Source organism: Paenibacillus sp. P5_B5 (assembly GCF_056400365.1).
In genome coordinates this window covers 208,903-227,116 of sequence record NZ_JBFULK010000007.1, presented here as the reverse complement: position 1 = coordinate 227,116, position 18,214 = coordinate 208,903, and the positions used below count along the sequence as shown (strand labels likewise).

Here is an 18,214-nt window from a genome sequence, read left to right as displayed (position 1 = left end):
ACCGTTATCGTAAATGATGGTAATGGTGGAACAGCAACATCTTCAGTTAAAATTACAGTTGAAGAAGTAGTTCCTGAAAACCAAGCACCAACAGTAGGGGATTATAACGAAACAACACCGGAGAACACGCCAGTGTCAGGTAACGTGGTGGGAGCAGATCCGGATGGAGATACGTTAACGTATGCCGAGGGAACAGCACCAACAAACGGAACTGTGGTTGTAAAACCAGACGGTAGTTGGACATATACACCAAATAAAGATTATGTAGGTAATGACAGCTTTACGGTAACCGTAAATGATGGTAACGGCGAGAGCGTAACATCGACAATTACGATTACAGTTGAAGAAGTAATTCCTGAAAACCAAGCACCAACAGTAGGGGATTATAACGAAACAACACCGAAGAATACACCAGTAAGTGGACAAGTTGTAGGGCAAGATGCAGATGAAGCAGATACATTAACGTATTCGGAAGGAACGCCACCGGCTAACGGAACAGTAATAGTAAACCTAGATGGAAGCTGGGCATATACACCTAATGAGGATTATGTGGGTGAAGATAGCTTTACGGTAAATGTAAGTGATGGCACAAACGAAAGTGTGACATCGACAATTACGATTACAGTTGAAGAAGTAATTCCTGAAAACCAAGCACCAACAGTAGGGGATTATAACGAAACAACACCTAAGAACACACCAGTAAGCGGACAAGTTGTAGGACAAGATGCAGATGAAGCAGATACATTAACGTATAGTAAGGGCAGTGATCCAGGCCACGGAACAGTAGTAGTAGGATCAGATGGAAGCTGGACATACACACCTGCTGAGGATTATGTAGGTGAAGATAGCTTTAATGTAAACGTAAGTGATGGTAAAGGCGGAAGTGCAAAATCTACAGTTAAGATTGAAGTAACTGAAGTAGTTTCCGAAAATCATTTACCTACAGTGGGTAACTATAATGTAAGCACGCAGCAAAACACACCAGTATCTGGGCAAGTTGTTGCAGCAGATCCGGATGAAGATCTACTAACATATGTAAAGGGCAGTAATCCAAGCCATGGATCAGTAGTAGTAAACGGAAACGGAAGTTGGACATATACACCGGATACAAATTATGTAGGGAACGATAGCTTTACGGTAGTAGTTAGTGATGGTAAGGGTGGAACAGCAACTTCAACCATTACAATTACAGTTACTAGAATTCCAGTTAGACCAAATCCAGATGATAATACGACAGACAATAATTCAGGCTCAGGATTTAATCCATTGCCACCTCTGCCACCACTACCTGCAGTGCCGCCAAAGCTAGAGTTTGATCTTCACTTTGACTATATTGCAGGTTACCCAGATGGGACGATTAAGCCTGAGAATAATATTAGTCGTGAAGAGGTAGCTGCGATATTCTACAGATTGATGGAAGATGACAGCCGTAAAGAATATCTAGCTAGCACAAATTCCTTCTCAGATGTAAGTAGTGACCGTTGGTCTAACAAGCACATTTCAACAATGAATAAAGCAGGAGTAATCAGCGGATACTTGGATGGCACCTTTGCACCAGGCAAAGCGATTACAAGAGCTGAGTTTGCAACAATAGCTTCTAAGTTCGATGAGCTTGATCTAAGAGACAATGATTTCTTCACGGATATCAAAGGACACTGGGCAGAGAAGTATATCGCATCGGCTGCAAACAAAGGTTGGATCAAAGGCTATGCAGACAAGACCTTCAAGCCTGACCAGAACATTACTCGTGCAGAAGCAATGGCTTTTATCAATAGTGTATTGAATCGTAAAGTTTCAGTCGATGGTATTCATAAGGATACAAAACAATGGCCAGATAATACATCAGATAAGTGGTACTATAGAGATGTATTAGAAGCGACTAACTACCATGATTACACTAGGGAAGATGATGATTTAGAATCATGGGATCAAATCAAACCTAATCGTGTGTACCCTTAATAACTAAATGACAAAACTCCAATCCGGTTAACTTAAACCAGGTTGGAGTTTTTCTTTTGCAAACAACAAAGTTCCTCCTTTACCATTTAACCTGGTATTAGAGGAACTTCTATTTGTATGACATTCAATTAAAGGTTCGTGAACAGCTTGTCCAAGAAATCGTAAGTTAGAGGCATGTCTTTCTTAAGTCCATCACGTGTCTTGTCATTGTATAGATATAAGGTAGCTACTTCTGCAAAATACTCCGTTGGATAAACCGATACGTAGCCATCGTCTTTATACTTCACGTTAGCTTCTTTCTTCCATACTTCTTTGAATTCTGCAGTAGCACTAATCTCATTAAGAACGATGCGATCAACGGCATGTAAGGTTTCGTGAAGCTCTAGATTGTAACTGTTATGACCTTTGCCCTTCTTACTGTGGCCAATACTTACAATTACATTGTTAGTGCTAACGCCAGGAACATCGTCCCAAGTAAGGCCAGTGCTTTCCCAACCTCTTGGCGTAACACCTTTATATTGTGCAAATTCAGGATCGTCTGTAATTTTGCCATTAACGAGTTTAACTTTTACGCCTTTAGCGTCTAAACCCTTCAATAAAGCTGCTGGTATCTTAGCTAGACGTTCCATCATTGCTGTAGCTTCAGTTTCGTTATAGTCACCTTTAGGTAGAACTACGATATTATCAACATAACCATTTGCATTGGTTTCAGCAAAAGCAGGTGTTGCTATAAAAGCTGTGAATATGAAGGTAGCAGCTACAACTGCAGTTAATAGACGTTTCATTGTAATTCCCCCGTTACTTGTCGGTTAATAATAAGAAATCTTCACCGAAAGGAAGGGGTCGAAAATGAAACCAATCTTCCATACCGGTAACTGGCTGGCATAACAGATGAACCGTCTTAGCCCCTATAGCTTTGCGTCTCCATTTTTCAATGGATTTGCCTTTATCAATACGTTGCATATGTAGTTAGTTATAGAAAAAATAAAAAACACTTCTTTACCAAGCAAAGAAGTGTCAAATAACGTAGTTAACGTTAAGCTTCAATACCGGTAACTGGCTGACTTAGCGAATAATCGCTGTAGTCCCTATAGCTTTGCGTCGCCATCTTTCGATGGGTTTGCCTTTATCAATATGATAAATTATGTAGTTGATAAATCTATAAATCTATTAATAGATTAGTACTATTTTACTAGAAAGTCAAGCGGAATATTTTGAAAATTATGTAATTTGCCACGTATCCAAAATGCCAGTTGCACCTTTAAAAATCCGAATATTAGATCCGTATAATTGTTCACCAACTTAATTTACTAACAGAAAAAAGACCCAAATAAATTTGGGCCTTTCAACTCAGTTGCGATTGATTAGTTTTTCTTCTTGCGGAACAAGAGGACAAAGCCACTAATGATCAAAATGAGTGAGACTACTGATATGTTGAAATAATCACGTATCAAATAATAATAGTTTGTATTACCGAAGACTTTTTCATAAAGTAGCGGGCTTATCCGATCAAATACAACGTACAGACCAAGAAGCAGCATGCCGACTCCTATCCATCTATGGTAGTTTTGAAGTCCGCTCACAATAGGTATATCTTTGACCTCACCGTGTTCCAGTCGGGAAATACCCTGCAGAGCATCGAAGAAGGAGAAGAACCAGAACACCGGGATTAGGAACAGGAAGAAAGAGAGACGCAATACATCCAGCATATACAAGGAAAGTAAGAAGCCGATCATTAGCTGAATACCACGAATTTGCATCCCAATATATAGGTGACCGGCGCCAGGGAAGATGGACAGTAATGTAGCGACTGTACGATTCTTTTGGTTGGAACGATTATGATAGAAATCATCAAAGAAAGAACAGTCAATCAGTTCAAGGTTTGCTTGTTTGCGTTTAAGAAGATTAAGCGCATCGTACATCCCATAGAATAAGATAACAGGTAATGCTAGTAAGAAGGCTAGAAACGAGTCTCCCCCAGTCATTCCAACGACGAAGAAGATGAAAATAGGAATTCCGAAGAACAAGACCATTATCGATAATCCACGCTTCATGAGTCCGAGATGGAAATGAGCAAGACCAGGGATGAACGACAGTAGCAATACCTTGGAGCGTTCAGGATCGTACACTGGTGGACTAGCTGGTGATAGGTGTTGATAAGAAGGTCCCTTCATAAATGGTGGTTGCTGCGCTGCCTGATTGGAGCTATAAGCTGCTTCAGGTGCGAATGGATCTCTTCCATAACCTGTTGTTGTGTACGTTTGTTGAGCTGGGTTAATGAAAGCTTGTGCGTGATATGCCTTTAACTTCCGTATGGTGAGTATCATATCAATGAAACAAATACTCCATAAGATAACACCACCTGCAAACAGTAAGAGTAATGGATCAAAGTCAGGGCTATCAAATAAGATAACAAAAAACATTAGAACTGCCGTCCAGAACGGAATGCCATAACCCAGTGCTTTCACAGGTCGTTGCATATATAAATGCCCCAGACCAGGAAACAGGGAAATAAAATAAGGGAAGAACCCTTGTATTTGAACCATGATGAAACCTCCTTCACTCAATTAAAATTTATTATTTAAGGCTTCTTGGGATGTATATCATTTAAAAAGATAGCGGTCTGATCCACTAGTTTCTCAGATACAGAAGTTTCTCGTTCAGCTGTACGGCTCTGTAGACCATCAACTTGCTCAAACAGTCCATTGAAGACACCTGTAACCATGAGAATAATCGTTGCTGCTGCAGCAATTAGATAGTTGCGAAGTGAACGCCAGTGATCGATCCTTACAGGTTCGATGTTAGAAGAAGGGGTCTCAATTTCTACCTGCTCTATATTTGGGCCGAATATTGTAGTTAGAATGTCGTTTGTTAACGCATCACCATCTAATGGACTAGGCAGGCGTGATGAATGAAGCTCCAAATAGGTTGTATAGGTGAATAAGCAGACATCACACTGATAAAGATGATCCTCAATTTCAACTGCAAATTTATCTGGCAGATCTCCTCGAATGTAGCTTTCCCATATGTCTTGCTCGTAATGGCTCATTCAAAATCCTCCTCCTTCCAACGTTTACGCATCCACTGTTTGGCACGGTATAGCTTAGATTCTACTGTTTTGGTTGCTACGCCTTGCTCGTCAGCAATTTCTACATAGGTTTTATTCTCAAAATAATAGGCTTCGACGACTTCACGATAATTGTCCGGCACTTCTTGAAGTTGCGCATGCACAAGCTGCCTTGTTTCTTTCATAACTACTTGTTGCTCGGTTGTAGGGTCAAGGTCGAGATATTGCCTTTCGAGATCTGAGGCGGTTAATTGATTCGGATCTGTCAAAGCATTCTCCCGCAATTGTATACGTTCGGACTTCCGCAGATGATCGATTGCTTTATTCATTGCGATGCGGCTAATCCATGTCTTGAACCCCTTGAACTCGTACTGAGGGAGGGCGCGATAGATTTTCACAAAGGTTTCTTGTGTGACGTCTTCTGCATCGGCATGATTCTTAACTACGGAAAACACGAGCTTGTAAATATACGCTTGATACATGTGTATCAGTGTGCTGAAAGCACGTTGGTCGCCGGACAAGATTCGTTCGATCAGAACGTGTTCTTCGATTGCGTCTCCCCCCTCTCCAATTTAATAGACGTACATATATTTAGATAACCCTGCACTTACTTTTACTTCTATTATATTTGCTTGTATACCCACACTTTTGATGTTACAGATTCATATTTTATTAGTAGGATTTAGGATTCTATAATCAGAAGAGGGGAGTATGATGCAAGTGAGTACTAATTATCGTCAATGCCAAAAGTATCTCAATAAAGAAGTGCAAATTAGAACGACACAAGGTGTATATGAAGGAACAATTACTAAAGTAGATAGAGATAAAGTATACCTGAAAGTTAATTCGGGTAATAGAGATGATAGAAAAGCCTATACATCGTGGTTCTTCGCTCCTTTTATTTTACCTCTTGTATTGTTTGATTTACTTGCAATTGTGTTGTTAGAGCCTAGGAACCGCTTTAGAAATGATCGTCGACACCAATGCTGCTGCTCTAGATGTTGCGGTCGTCGTTTTTAACAAAAAATCCCTCAGCTAAGAGGGATTTTTGTGTTTGATCATTAAGTTATTCAGCCACGTTTCCCTGAAAAGTGACTACACCTTCTGAGGCAGGGATTTGTCCGATAACCATATGTATGAGTAAATTGCCTAGCTCACTGTTACATTGAATAACCGAACATTGACCGAGATCAATCTGCATATGAATAGGTGGGAAGAGTGTAGAGTTACCTCTCTTTTTGGAAACATGCTCGAGTTTAAGTAAAGCCATAGTGGAATCGCGCCATTTATAAGATTAGTTGTGAACAAAGTCAGGGTAACCTTGAATGACGCCATACGTCAATAGAAGATTGAATGAAATGAATAAATAGAAAAAGAAGGAGAAATGAACGATTCTGTTGAAAACACTTTCATCTAAGTATTCCTAAAATTTCCTGATAGGGGATGGATTAATAATGACTAGACAGCATGTGCAAATGGGTTATGCACCGGAAGATAAATTGCTAATCATTAACGCAGACGACTATGGAATGTGCCACTCGATGAATGATGCTGCGCAGCAACTGCTATTAGCAGGAGCCATATCATCTGCAACGCTTATGGTGCCATGTGCATGGGCTAAGGAAGGAGCTGCCTTTGCTAAAGCGTATCCTGGGCTTGATATTGGTGTTCATCTCACATTTACAAGCGAATGGGAGCATTATAAATGGGGTCCCGTTACACGGAATACAGAAGTAGGAAGCCTTATAACAGATGATGGATTCTTTCCTGAGGATTGCTTGACATTCGAACTGAATGCGGATGACGAGCAAATACGAACGGAAATTAGGAATCAAATTGAGCAAGCAATTGCATGGGGTGTTGATCCATCACATTTAGATATTCATATGGGTAGTTTATATGGACTAGCGACAGGTAGAGACTTTCTCGAAATTGTTCTAGAGGCTTGCGAACATTACGGATTACCACTTCGACTCCCGCGCGGTTTCACGGCTATGGCAGAGCTTCCGCAGGTGTTGAAGGATATGGCTTCCGCAAGGATTAAGCTAGCTGAGGAGAAGGGAATCATGATTCTAGATGATCTTCTTACACATCCGTTTCATTATACACCTGGAGAAACCTATGATGAGATGAAGCAAGGGATGATGCAGATGATTCGTGGCTTAAGACCTGGAATTACGGAAATTTACATTCACCCTGGATTTGCTACTGAAGAGCTGAAGGCGATTCAACCAGATGCACCTAAACGTGATATGGAAGCGCGATTGTTCCTTGATGAAGAGATTCGTGCGTTAATTGTTAGTGAGAACGTACGCATGATTACTTGGAAAGAACTACGCGATCATCAGCGCCAAATAAAGGTGGAGCGGGACTAGCTGGTCTAATTGTATTGATGGATGTCATGCTAGCTGAAATTATTGATGAAGATGAACGAAGAACAGGTGAGCGTAGAGAAGGTATGTTCTTCGGTATGAACGGCTTTATTATCCGCTGGGGGGTATCCTTGCAAGCTGTCATCATGGGGCTTATATTAGAATGGACGAAATATAATTCTGATCTATCGTCGATAGATACGAAGAAGAAACAGACTGGCAGGCCAGTTTAGGAGGACTAAGGATGAAGAGAGCCATACTGGTTACAATTAGCTGTGTATTATCTATTATGACTGCTTCAGGTGCTGCTAAGGCCGAGGAGTCGATTCAATTTACTGATGTACCAAGCAGTCACTGGGCGATGAAGTCTATTAAATGGGGCATAGAGAAGCAATCAATTAGTGGTTATGGTGATGGGAAATTTATGCCGGATCAATATGTAACTGAAGCTGAATTTATAAGAATGTTGCTGTCGACCTATCAATTACAGGCCGAAGGCAGTAAGGATGACCACTGGGCTAACAAATACTATGACTATGCGGAAGCTAATCAATGGATAGCACTCACAGGACTTAGTGATGCAAGCGTTAAGGACAAGCCAATTAGTAGAGGCAATACAGCTATGATCATGAATAATGCACTTGGTATTGATCCACAGTCAGTTGATACTGCGATTCTTAAATTGTATGAGTTGAATCTATCGAGTGGTAAGACAGAGAAAACAATCGTTGGCTTTCAGGCAAACCAATATCTCACTCGTGCTGAGGCCATTACGTTCATTCGTAATTATGCGAATCAGTATGATGGGGTTAAATCTGTAAAACGTATGATTCGTGAAACATCAGTTGAAGTAAGAAATAAGTTAACCATCTTTGGAGTTACGGATCTTGTTCAGCGAATCGCGGCGCAGAAGCAGTACCGTGTCACCGTATCTGGGGTGACGATCATTGGCAATGAAACGGTCGTACCAAATGCCAAAACGATATATGTAGAACGAGTTGGAGATGCGAATGAAGTAACGCAGCTTGTCACGATCAATATGAATGCAAGTCCGAGTGATCGTAAGCTTATATTCACATTAAGTAATGTAAATGGGACGAAGAAAGAAAGTCTGCAATTCGTATATGAACTCATTAAGGAGCTTGCAGTTGGCGGCTTAGTTTCACAGGACGAGATCTATAAAGCCCTAACGGAGAATAAAGAAGCTTATATAGGTGGTATCTATCTACAGTCACATCCTAATGAGGATGGAACATACCCTGTGTTTACAGCTGATCGAATTGTAAGCGAGACGATAGGGAGCGTTGAAATTGTACAATAAAGGAATAACCATACTGATAGGTGCTGCTTTTCTATTCGTAACCTATGCAACTAAGGATGCGATTGGAACGAACTTAATATTCATTTACTTAGCTATTATTAATGTCATCGGCTTAATGATTATGGTAAATGACAAGAAGAAAGCTCAGCGTAATAGCAGACGTATACCTGAACAGGTGATGTTTAGAGTGGCTGCAATTGGCGGTGGAATTGGATCGCTGGTCGGAATGAATATGGCACGCCACAAAACAAAAAAGTGGTATTTTCGATTGTTTATCCCCTTACTTATGATTGTTGATTGTGTTTGGATTATATATTGGTACCTGTAGGGTTAATAGAAATACGAATCATGATGTAGTCACATAGAACAACGAGCGTCGAAGTCGGAGCTCGTTGTTTTTGTTTTTCATTATCACGGTATCATTGAGTCATTTGTGAAGTAGATTAAAGTAGATTAAAGTAGATTTACAATAATAGCTGTCGAAAATTGACAAAACTTTCTAATCTAGTATACATTTATTATATTATTTTGAAATTAAAAAATTATTTGGAGGTAATGTTATGAAAAAATCTTTAAAAATGATCGCAGCTACTATGGTGCTATCCCTGAGTATCTCAGGAATTGTTAGTGCTAAGACTGTAGACTTCACAGATGTAAGCAGCCACTGGGCCAAAGAAGCTATTAATTGGGGCGTAGAACATGGTGCTGTTAATGGGTATGAGGACGGCACGTTTAAACCTGATGCGAACATTAATGAAGCTGAGTTCTTGTCGATGTTCTTACGTGCATTCGGTGCGGAAATCGCAAAATCAGATACTAATTGGTCAGATCCAGTCTATGAAACGGCTAAATCTCTCAACTATCCCGTATTAGGTGAGAAAGACAATGCAATTCGCAATCAACCGATTCTTCGTTCACAAGTGGCTGAAATTATTGCAGGTGCAAATGGTGAGAGCTTAACAGGTAACGATGCAATCACTTATTTACTAAACCAAGGTTATACAGCTGGTAAAACTGCACCAACAGTTGAAGGTTATGCAGGTGGAGATTCACTAAGTCGTGCGGAAGCAATCCAGTTTATTAAGACACTAAATTCCAAAGGATTTACGGAGTTGCAGGCACGTCCTGAAGCAGGTAAGACAGAAGAGGTAAAAGAGCCAACAGAGGCAACAGCTTTTGGCAAAACTGTTATTGCACTTGTTAACAAGCTTGTAGCAAATCAGCCAGCGTATAAAGTGGTTGAACACCCTACTTATCTTGAAATCCAAAAAGATGATAAACTGATTGCTTCATGGATATGGTATGCTTTTGATCGTGAGTGGAATGAGATTGGCTTAAGTGATGCGGGTAATAAAGAAAGCATTGCATTTGTAACCAAGTTAGCTCAACAAGGCGGCATTCCTGTCGATGATAAATTCGGCGAGGTTATTGCTCAAGTAAATAAATCTGGCAAAGATCAGAAGGTTGAAGCTGGTCAGTTTAGTATTAATGTAATTGCAGGCTATGTGAAAGATCAAGTCAGTATCGTAATGTATATTAAACAAAAATAGATGGAATCATAGAGTTGTAAAATTAGATGTAACGAATGGGATCCTCTAGGGGATCCTTTTGTTATATAGAGGTACTTGCAATTCGTTACAAATTGTCTATTAAACTATTTAATATTAAAGTTAGGTCGATCTATCATTGTAAAATAGTCTGTCATCATGATACCATTTAGAATGGGTCAATTAATTCAAATATTTGTAATTGTATTGAAACCTTTTGGTCTTGTTATTCGTCTAATATAGGGCTATGTGTCTCTAAAGAGAGGGTGGTGAAAGGATGGGGTGGCTAGCTAAGGTTAGAAATACCATACATAAAGAAAAAGAGTCAGAACAATCAACTCAAATAGTAACCGAAATAACAGCTGATATAACAAATGACATAGCTAATGACATAGCAACTGAAACCGTAACTGACCTTGTAGATGATAACGCAGCAAACCGTGCAGAGAAGATTACAACAGAAGAGACTGTAGAAGAGACTTTAACCAAAGAGATTGCAGAAGAGACTATAACCCAAAAGACTGTAACCAAAGAGGATTTGAAGAAGGCTAAGAAAGAAGCTAAGAAAGAAGCTAAGAAAGACAAGAAAACTTCTAAGAAAGCATCCAAGAAGAATGCTGATAGTGAGGACGTATCTGAGGATTTAGAGATGAGTGCTTACGATCAGGCACCTATTGATGAAACACAGCCTCTGCTTACAATCAGAGATGTTGAACGCTCATTTCAAGTGGGTAGCCAGAAGCTTGAAGTGTTAAAAGGAATAAATATGACACTGTATCCTAAGCAGTTAATTATGCTGCGAGGGCGATCGGGTTCGGGTAAAACGACACTCCTTAATATTCTCGGGGGATTAGATCAACCGAATGAGGGTGAAGTGTTATTTCGGGATCATCCTTTCCATTTATGGAACGATGATCAACGAACAGAAGTAAGACGTAGAGAAATTGGGTTTATTTTTCAGACTTTTGCACTAATGCCATTACTTTCTGCTTATGAAAATGTTGAATTAGGATTACGTATGGCCGGTGTACCTCGCCATCTTTGGAAATATAGAGTTCGACATTGCATGCAGTTGGTTGGTCTTGAAAAAAGAATGCATCATCGCCCTTTCGAAATGTCAGGGGGAGAACAGCAGCGTGTAGCAATTGCCAAAGCGATTGTTCACCGTCCTAATTTACTCTTAGCGGATGAGCCGACGGCTGATCTTGATTCACAAATGAGTGCGCAGATTATGTCTGTATTTCGCTCAATTATAGAGACGGAGAAAGTCACAATTTGTATGACGACTCACGATCCAACAATATTGGAGGTTGCAGATCATGTCCTTGAAATGGTGGACGGGAAATTCAAGCAAGTCTAAGCTGCATAAAGGAAAAGTGCTGCTAGTCAGCATGCTTAGTCTTGTGCTAGTACTTACTTCGGGGTGCTCTTTGCTGCCTAAAGAGGCTGATGAGGAAGTACTTCCAACGATTAATCCGCCGAAGCTTTCCAAGAAGCCTGAGTATGAAGTGAAGCTTGGAACCATGGAGACTGCCGTTAAAGGTGTAGGCAGGGTTATGTCGACAAGGGAGGAACAGCTCTCCTTTACGCAAGATAATAAGCGTGTTAAAGCTGTACATGTGGAGTCTGGTCAACAGGTGACAGCAGGGCAATTAATTGCTGAACTCGATATTGCGGATTTGGAGTCGCAATTACGAGTTATGCGCCTGGAGAGGAAGAAAGCTGAGCTTACACTCAAAGAGTCTTATCGTAGCAGTGAGAAAACGATTGAACAACTAGAACAGGATAAGCTTGATCTCGAAATGCAGTTAGAGAAGCTCACTGAAATGGAAGAAACGGTTAACAGCGCGAAGATTTATGCTCCATTCGATGGAACGATGTTTGGTGTATACATACAAAAGGGTGATACAGCCAAAGCTTACACACCAGTAGCTGTTATCGCTGATCTATCGGTTCTAACCATAGGGGTTACAGTTAGTAACGCTGATGATTTGAAAAAAATCACACTGGGTATGGATGTTACGGTAGATATTAACTCGGCCGGTAAGGTACAAGGGAAAGTGAAGCAGCTTCCAAGTCCTAAGTCCGAAGATAGTAACAACAACCAAAATAAATTTGGTTCAGATAAGCAATCTATTACTGATTTTCTCTTGATTGATGTTGACCAAATGCCTGAGGGTGTAACACGTGGAACGCCGCTTGAAGCCAAATTCGTCATACAGAAGAAAGAAAATATTGTTGTGATTCCTCCTTCAACTCTTCGTACTTCTGGTGGTCGAAGCTATGTGCAGGTCGTTGATAAAGATGGCAATAAACAAGAAGTAGACGTAGAAGTTGGACAGCAGGAAGCAACACAAGTTGAGATTATTAAGGGATTAACAGCCGGGCAGAAAGTCGTAGGTCGATGAGCGTATGTTGATGCTGCGGTTTCTTTTTCGAAAAATGTGGAAAACCCGTTGGCTGACAGTTAGCACGTTCTTGGGACTTATCGTGGCAGTTGCATTTACGACAAGTATTCCTATGTATGCGGATGGGGCACTCAAAAGAGTCGTAGCCAAAACATTGGAAGAAAGCGAAAGTGGTATGCCTCCAGGCTCGCTGTTGATGCGTTATCAGGCAACAGGCTCTGTACGTGCTGAGATGGATGCTTTTAATGATGTAGATACATACATACGTGAGGAAATTCCAACAGATATTGAATTTCCACAACAAACTTATATACGTGCTCTATCCTTACGCGGTGCAACAATAACGCCCACCGATCCAGCTAAAATCGATGGTAGCAAACGCAGACAAATGTCAATTGCGACCTATAGTGGTTTTAAAGATAAGGTGGAATTAGCTTTAGGTAGATGGGCCTCCGATAAAGTCACGGATGGTGTTATTGAAGCCGTAATTCTTGAAGAAACGATGTTTCGTCTGGATATGCATGTAGGGGATATTTATAACTATCCGATTACGGCAGTTTCCAAAGGTAAGCCGCTTAAGGTCAAAATTGTCGGTACGGTTAAGCCAATTAATGAGAATGATCCCTACTGGTTCCAAGGGTTTGAGGCCATTCTTGCAAACTTAATCGTAGATGAACAGATGTTTATCGATCAATTACTGGTGAAGGATAAAATTCCGCTTAATTTAGCTAACTGGTATTATGCTTTTGATCTTAAGGAAATCCAAACCAGTAAAATTCCTGCACTAGAGAAAACACTAACTCGTCTGGATATGAATTTATTTGCCAAGTTAACGGATACGAAGGTAGATCAGTCGTTCCTTGGCTTGCTAAGCGAGTTTAAGACGCAGGGCCTTCAGTTGCAGCTCTTATTATTTACACTTGCAGCCCCAATTCTGGCAATGGTGCTCTACTACATTGTTATGAATGCCAAGCAATCACTTGATCGGCAAAGAACAGATATTGCTGTAATCAGGTCGAGAGGTGGAAGTACCAAGCAAATTATTTGGATTTATTTACTTGAAGGGCTAATCCTTGGTGCTATTGCTATGATCATTGGTCCTATCCTTGGATGGTTCTTAGCCAAAAGTATTGGATCAGCGAATGGGTTCCTTACATTTGTTGATCGCAAATCCATTCCTGTAGCATTCACATTAGATGCTGCGTTATACGGTTTAGGTGCGGTTGTTCTAGCTATTGTAGCAAGTGTTGTCCCTGCTATTATGTACGCTAAGTCCTCTATTGTTGGGAATAAACAAAAGCAAGCACGAACCGATCGCAAGCCTTTCTGGCAAAGATGGTTTATAGACATCATATTAATCGGGTTAGTGTCATATGGGTGGTATTTATTCAATAGCCAGCAGATGCTATCACAGCAGACAGGGTTAACCACGGATCAAATGCAAGTACAGCCTGTATTATTCTTTGTACCTGCGCTCGCTATTTTTGCATTAGGTATGTTCTTCTTAAGAATCTTCCCGTGGATCCTTAGGTTTTTTAGTTGGATTGGCAAGAAGGTTCTACCTGTATCTATGTATTTAACCCTAACTCAGCTATCTCGAAGCAGCAAATCTTACTATCCACTTATGCTGCTCCTTACACTAACAATAGGTCTTGGCGTTTATAACGCTTCAGCAGCCAGAACGCTGGACTTAAACTCCACAGAACGAACGCTTTACAGTTATGGTACTGATGTAGTATTGGAGTTAGGCTGGGAAAGTGTAAGTGATGAAATACCTACTGGTCAAGGTAATGGTCAGAATGGTAACGGTGGTAAAGGTAATGGCACAGGCGGTAACGGAAGTGGCGGCAATGGCGGCACTGGTGGTGGTAACAACGGTGGCACTGGTGGAGGTAATGGTGGTAATGGAGGAGGCAACGGCGGTGGAACTGGCGGTGGCGGACAGAAACCAGGTATTGAAGCTCCGAGGAAGGTTCGATTCATTGAACCTCGCTTCCAAATGTTTAGTGATTTAGACGGCGTTGAGCATGCAGCACGAGTGTTACGTACCAAAGGAAATGCAGTTGCTGCAGGTAAATCGCTAGGACAAGGAAATGTTATGGGAATTGATAATGATCAATTTGCTCAGGTTGCTTGGTTCCGTAACGATTTATTCCCAACTCATCCGTTTAAATATTTAAATTTACTTGGGACGTACGAGCAAGCAGTAATTGTCCCTGAATCTTTTGCAGAGAAGAATGGACTTAAGCAGAATGATGTTATAACGATATCGATTAATCAACAACCGCTTGAGTTTGTCATTGTTGCAACTTTGCCTTATTGGCCAAGTGAGTATCCAGATGATAAACCATTCTTTATTACGAATTTAGAATACATCTATGATCAAATTCCTGTTATACCTTATCAAGTTTGGTTAAAGGTCAAAGAGGGTGCCTTGGTAGGACCGATGATAACTGAATTGCAGGATAAAGGTGTAGTGCTTGCATCGGTTAAGGATGTAAATAGCGCACTTGCTATTCAAAGTAAACATCCGTCTAGAGGCGGCGTGTTTGGTATTCTGAGCTTAGGATTCCTAGTGTCAGTATTAATCTCCCTGATCGGTTACTTGCTCTACTGGTATTTCAACCTGGCGAGCAGGGTTGTACAATTCGGTGTACTTCGTGCGATGGGACTTAAACGTAAACAGCTAACCGGTATGCTTCTGTTAGAACAAATACTGACTGGTGGGCTCGCTATCGGAATTGGGATTGGTGTTGGTAGACTTGTGAGCTTACTCTTCCTGCCATTCTTGCAAACGGCAGATAATGTAAAAACACAGGTACCTCCATTCCGAATTATATTTGAGGCCAAGGATACCCTTCAATTGTACATTGTCGTCGCCGTCATGATGGTGACAGGTGCAAGTCTACTATTCGTGCATATTCGTAGCTTACGTGTTCATCAAGCTATTAAACTCGGAGAGGAGCGGTAAGGGATGATTGAATGCGAAAGTTTAGTCAAAATCTATAAAACCGATGATATCGAAGTCGTCGCTTTGCAAGGCCTGAACATTAATGTTAAGCCTGGTGAAATGATGGCTATTATCGGTAACAGCGGTAGCGGTAAATCTACCTTACTTAACATATTGGGCGGTCTTGATCGCCCTTCCGCAGGGCAAGTACGCGTAGGTGAATGGGATCTACTCAAGGTAACCGATGAACAGCTAGTAGAATATAAACGCAATACAGTTGGTTTTATCTGGCAGAATAATGCGCGTAACTTACTTCCGTACTTATCTGCCTTGGAGAATGTTGAAATGCCCATGCTGCTTAGTGGCAAAGTAGATCGTCCATATGCTAAGCAACTGCTCGAATGGGTTGGGCTTAAGCATCGGATGAATAATAAATTACAGCAGCTATCTGGGGGAGAGCAGCAGCGTGTGGCTATTGCGATTTCACTTGCAAATCGCCCGCAGATGCTGCTTGCCGATGAACCAACTGGCTCAGTAGATTCACAGACATCCGATATGATTATGGATATTTTTCGTCGTTTGAATCAGGAACTGCAAGTCACGATTGTTATTGTTACGCATGATTTAGCTTTAGCAGGTAAGGTTGATCGTGTAGTTGCCATTCGAGATGGACTGACCAGTACGGAATTTATTAAACGCAATCAGCACTTAGATGATCCACTTACTGGATTCCATGGTGGTTTAAACGAAGCGCATGAGGAATATGTTGTACTTGATCGAGTAGGACGTTTACAAATACCAAGAAATCTTTTGGAAGCCTTGCAGATCAGCAATAAAGCAACGCTGGAGTTCGATGGTGAGAAGATTTTGATTAAGCCACCTAAGAACGCTGAATAGCTGGTAAACCAATAACAACTTTTAGAGGGGGAAACGCAAATGAAAGGGAAGAAGTTAGCTTCTATCATCTTAACAGCTGTCATGGTCGTACCGTTACTTGCTGCTTGCTCAATGGGAGCTAAGGGTGATGATAAGACAGAGCGTGTTCTGCGTATTGCAACAAGTGATGGTTATAGTGGAGATGATGAATATTTCCGCCAACAATTCACCGATATTTTTGAGTTCAATAACCCGAATATCAAGATTGAAATCATTTCCACCCGTGATGATAGTGAAAGGTATAACTACAACAATGGCAGTGGCAATGAGCAACCTAAGACTTTCAAAGATCCTTTTGTGAAAATGCAGGAGTTAATGGAGGGCGATAATCCACCTGACATCGTCATGATGAACTATGATCAAATGTCTGAATTGCTGGAGAAGAATTTACTTGCACCTCTCGATAGCAAAATGACGGAAGATAAGTTTGATACGACTGATTATGTGCCAGTCGTTTATGATGGTATTAAGAGCTTGAGTCCGGACGGCAAAATCTATGCGTTAGCACCACTCTTTAATTCGTCTGCCCTTGTATATAATAAGCAGCTTTTTGCAGATGCTGGCGTTGAGCCTCCAACAGATAATATGAGCTGGGATGATGTTTTTGCACTGGCTTCGCGTGTGTCTAAACCAGAAGGCAATAAGCCTGTATATGGATTCTCTTTTAACTCGCAGAAGTGGCGCGATCCTTTCAACGAATTTAATATGTACACAGCTCCATTGAAATTAAGTTATTTTGACGAGGCCGCAGAGAAAATGACGGTTGATACAGATGACTGGGAGAAAGTATGGAATAAGATGTATCAATTGCAGCAAGATAAAACAGTTCCACCGATGCAAGATCCGAACAACCCTAATAGTTTTCAGGAGAATCCTGAAGAACAGGGTCCATTCTCTTACGACAGCTTTATGATGGGCAAATTAGGAATGACGATCATGAGCTATGGTCAACTCGCACAAATTATTGATGCTAACAAGCATGCAGAACAAATCAAGAATTATAAAGCGATCGATTGGGATGTAGTGACGATGCCAAGTCATCCAGAGCAACCAGGCGTTGTTCCTGGCGTGTATATTAGTGGATTAATGGGGATTAACACGAAGGCGACGAACGTAGATGACGCATGGAAATTCATCAAATTTATTAATAGTCCGGAATGGGCTAAATTAAAATCAAATGGCTCTTATCAGTTGCCTGCTCGTAAAAGTTATATTAAACCCAAAGACGGAGCGGACTTCCATATTGAAGCCTTCTATAACATCAAGCCATCTACTTTCTCGGAAAATGATTACTATAAGCTGTATCGTGAAAAACCAAGCATAGGCATGGCAATCGATCCAGGTCGTAATCTACTGCAAGAGGTTCTGCTTGGTAAGAAGAAAGCTCGTGAAGCGCTGAAAGAATGGCAAACACAAGGGGATGCGGTCCTGCAGCAAATTAAAGCAAATCCGAATGGTCCCATTAACATGCAACAAGGCGCCTCAAGTACAATGATGAGATAAATGATGATGGAATAAATAATACATGACAGAGCCACTGAATCTATTTCAGTGGCTTTTGTGTTCTAGGATATGTTATATACAACCACTGGCTAGGCAGACTGAATCTCTCATGTGCTAGAATAGAAGATAATTGGATTACATGCGAAGTATG

The 18,214-nt window shown here is 40.9% G+C and carries 17 protein-coding genes and 2 riboswitches; of the genes, 12 read left to right on the top strand and 5 right to left on the bottom strand.

Going from position 1 to position 18,214, the window contains the following annotated elements:
- A partial coding sequence (locus tag AC1DOK_RS12180) for an S-layer homology domain-containing protein (protein ID WP_477554547.1) occupies nt 1-1,959 on the top strand: 1,959 nt, incomplete at its 5' end.
- 128 nt (nt 1,960-2,087) lie between these two features.
- On the opposite strand, the gene AC1DOK_RS12175 is transcribed toward AC1DOK_RS12180, so the two are convergent.
- The 4 genes from AC1DOK_RS12175 to AC1DOK_RS12160 all read right to left on the bottom strand — a co-directional run bounded on the left by AC1DOK_RS12175 (nt 2,088) and on the right by AC1DOK_RS12160 (nt 5,559).
- Complete coding sequence (locus AC1DOK_RS12175) at nt 2,088-2,744, bottom strand: anthrax toxin lethal factor-related metalloendopeptidase (protein ID WP_477554546.1); 657 nt, start codon at nt 2,742-2,744, stop codon at nt 2,088-2,090.
- A gap of 82 nt (nt 2,745-2,826) precedes the next feature.
- Nucleotides 2,827-2,914, bottom strand: a riboswitch (cyclic di-GMP riboswitch).
- A gap of 93 nt (nt 2,915-3,007) precedes the next feature.
- Nucleotides 3,008-3,094, bottom strand: a riboswitch (cyclic di-GMP riboswitch).
- A gap of 229 nt (nt 3,095-3,323) precedes the next feature.
- Complete coding sequence (locus tag AC1DOK_RS12170; RefSeq protein WP_477554545.1) at nt 3,324-4,505, bottom strand: hypothetical protein; 1,182 nt, start codon at nt 4,503-4,505, stop codon at nt 3,324-3,326.
- 35 nt (nt 4,506-4,540) lie between these two features.
- Nucleotides 4,541-5,008 (bottom strand): hypothetical protein, encoded by a 468-nt coding sequence (locus AC1DOK_RS12165; protein ID WP_477554544.1) that lies wholly within the window; start codon nt 5,006-5,008, stop codon nt 4,541-4,543.
- On the bottom strand, nt 5,005-5,559 hold the full coding sequence (locus AC1DOK_RS12160; RefSeq protein ID WP_477554559.1) for an RNA polymerase sigma factor: 555 nt from the start codon (nt 5,557-5,559) through the stop codon (nt 5,005-5,007). Before AC1DOK_RS12160 ends, AC1DOK_RS12165 begins: the two co-directional genes overlap by 4 nt.
- Nucleotides 5,560-5,740: 181 nt before the next feature.
- Here AC1DOK_RS12160 and AC1DOK_RS12155 point away from each other — a divergent pair, with 181 nt between their 5' ends.
- Nucleotides 5,741-6,046, top strand: a complete 306-nt coding sequence (locus AC1DOK_RS12155; RefSeq protein WP_477554543.1) for a hypothetical protein — start codon at nt 5,741-5,743, stop codon at nt 6,044-6,046.
- 46 nt (nt 6,047-6,092) lie between these two features.
- Here the strand turns inward: AC1DOK_RS12155 and AC1DOK_RS12150 are convergent, their stop codons facing one another.
- Nucleotides 6,093-6,296, bottom strand: a complete 204-nt coding sequence (locus tag AC1DOK_RS12150; protein ID WP_477554542.1) for a hypothetical protein — start codon at nt 6,294-6,296, stop codon at nt 6,093-6,095.
- Nucleotides 6,297-6,480: 184 nt separating this feature from the next.
- Between AC1DOK_RS12150 and AC1DOK_RS12145 the strand changes: the two genes are divergently transcribed.
- The 10 genes from AC1DOK_RS12145 to AC1DOK_RS12100 all read left to right on the top strand — a co-directional run bounded on the left by AC1DOK_RS12145 (nt 6,481) and on the right by AC1DOK_RS12100 (nt 18,063).
- A complete protein-coding gene (locus AC1DOK_RS12145) occupies nt 6,481-7,401 on the top strand; it encodes a polysaccharide deacetylase family protein (protein ID WP_477554541.1) in 921 nt (306 codons plus the stop codon).
- Nucleotides 7,350-7,631 (top strand): MFS transporter, encoded by a 282-nt coding sequence (locus AC1DOK_RS12140; RefSeq protein WP_477554540.1) that lies wholly within the window; start codon nt 7,350-7,352, stop codon nt 7,629-7,631. Before AC1DOK_RS12145 ends, AC1DOK_RS12140 begins: the two co-directional genes overlap by 52 nt.
- 11 nt (nt 7,632-7,642) lie before the next feature.
- On the top strand, nt 7,643-8,719 hold the full coding sequence (locus tag AC1DOK_RS12135) for an S-layer homology domain-containing protein (protein ID WP_477554539.1): 1,077 nt from the start codon (nt 7,643-7,645) through the stop codon (nt 8,717-8,719).
- Nucleotides 8,709-9,047: a DUF1294 domain-containing protein gene (locus AC1DOK_RS12130; protein ID WP_477554538.1), complete on the top strand. Its 339-nt coding sequence runs from the start codon at nt 8,709-8,711 to the stop codon at nt 9,045-9,047. Before AC1DOK_RS12135 ends, AC1DOK_RS12130 begins: the two co-directional genes overlap by 11 nt.
- 232 nt (nt 9,048-9,279) lie before the next feature.
- A complete protein-coding gene (locus AC1DOK_RS12125; RefSeq protein WP_477554537.1) occupies nt 9,280-10,269 on the top strand; it encodes an S-layer homology domain-containing protein in 990 nt (329 codons plus the stop codon).
- A gap of 646 nt (nt 10,270-10,915) precedes the next feature.
- Nucleotides 10,916-11,626 carry an ABC transporter ATP-binding protein gene (locus AC1DOK_RS12120; RefSeq protein ID WP_477554558.1) on the top strand — a complete coding sequence of 237 codons (711 nt, stop codon included), beginning with the start codon at nt 10,916-10,918 and terminating at the stop codon, nt 11,624-11,626.
- Nucleotides 11,586-12,674 carry an efflux RND transporter periplasmic adaptor subunit gene (locus AC1DOK_RS12115; RefSeq protein WP_477554536.1) on the top strand — a complete coding sequence of 363 codons (1,089 nt, stop codon included), beginning with the start codon at nt 11,586-11,588 and terminating at the stop codon, nt 12,672-12,674. The genes AC1DOK_RS12120 and AC1DOK_RS12115 overlap by 41 nt, the downstream gene beginning before the upstream one ends.
- A 4-nt stretch (nt 12,675-12,678) precedes the next feature.
- The gene (locus AC1DOK_RS12110) at nt 12,679-15,645 is read left to right on the top strand and encodes an ABC transporter permease (RefSeq protein WP_477554535.1); all 2,967 of its coding nucleotides are present in this window, start codon (nt 12,679-12,681) and stop codon (nt 15,643-15,645) included.
- 3 nt (nt 15,646-15,648) lie between these two features.
- The gene (locus tag AC1DOK_RS12105; RefSeq protein ID WP_477554534.1) at nt 15,649-16,521 is read left to right on the top strand and encodes an ABC transporter ATP-binding protein; all 873 of its coding nucleotides are present in this window, start codon (nt 15,649-15,651) and stop codon (nt 16,519-16,521) included.
- Nucleotides 16,522-16,560: 39 nt separating this feature from the next.
- Complete coding sequence (locus AC1DOK_RS12100) at nt 16,561-18,063, top strand: ABC transporter substrate-binding protein (RefSeq protein ID WP_477554533.1); 1,503 nt, start codon at nt 16,561-16,563, stop codon at nt 18,061-18,063.
- Nucleotides 18,064-18,214: the final 151 nt, after the last annotated feature.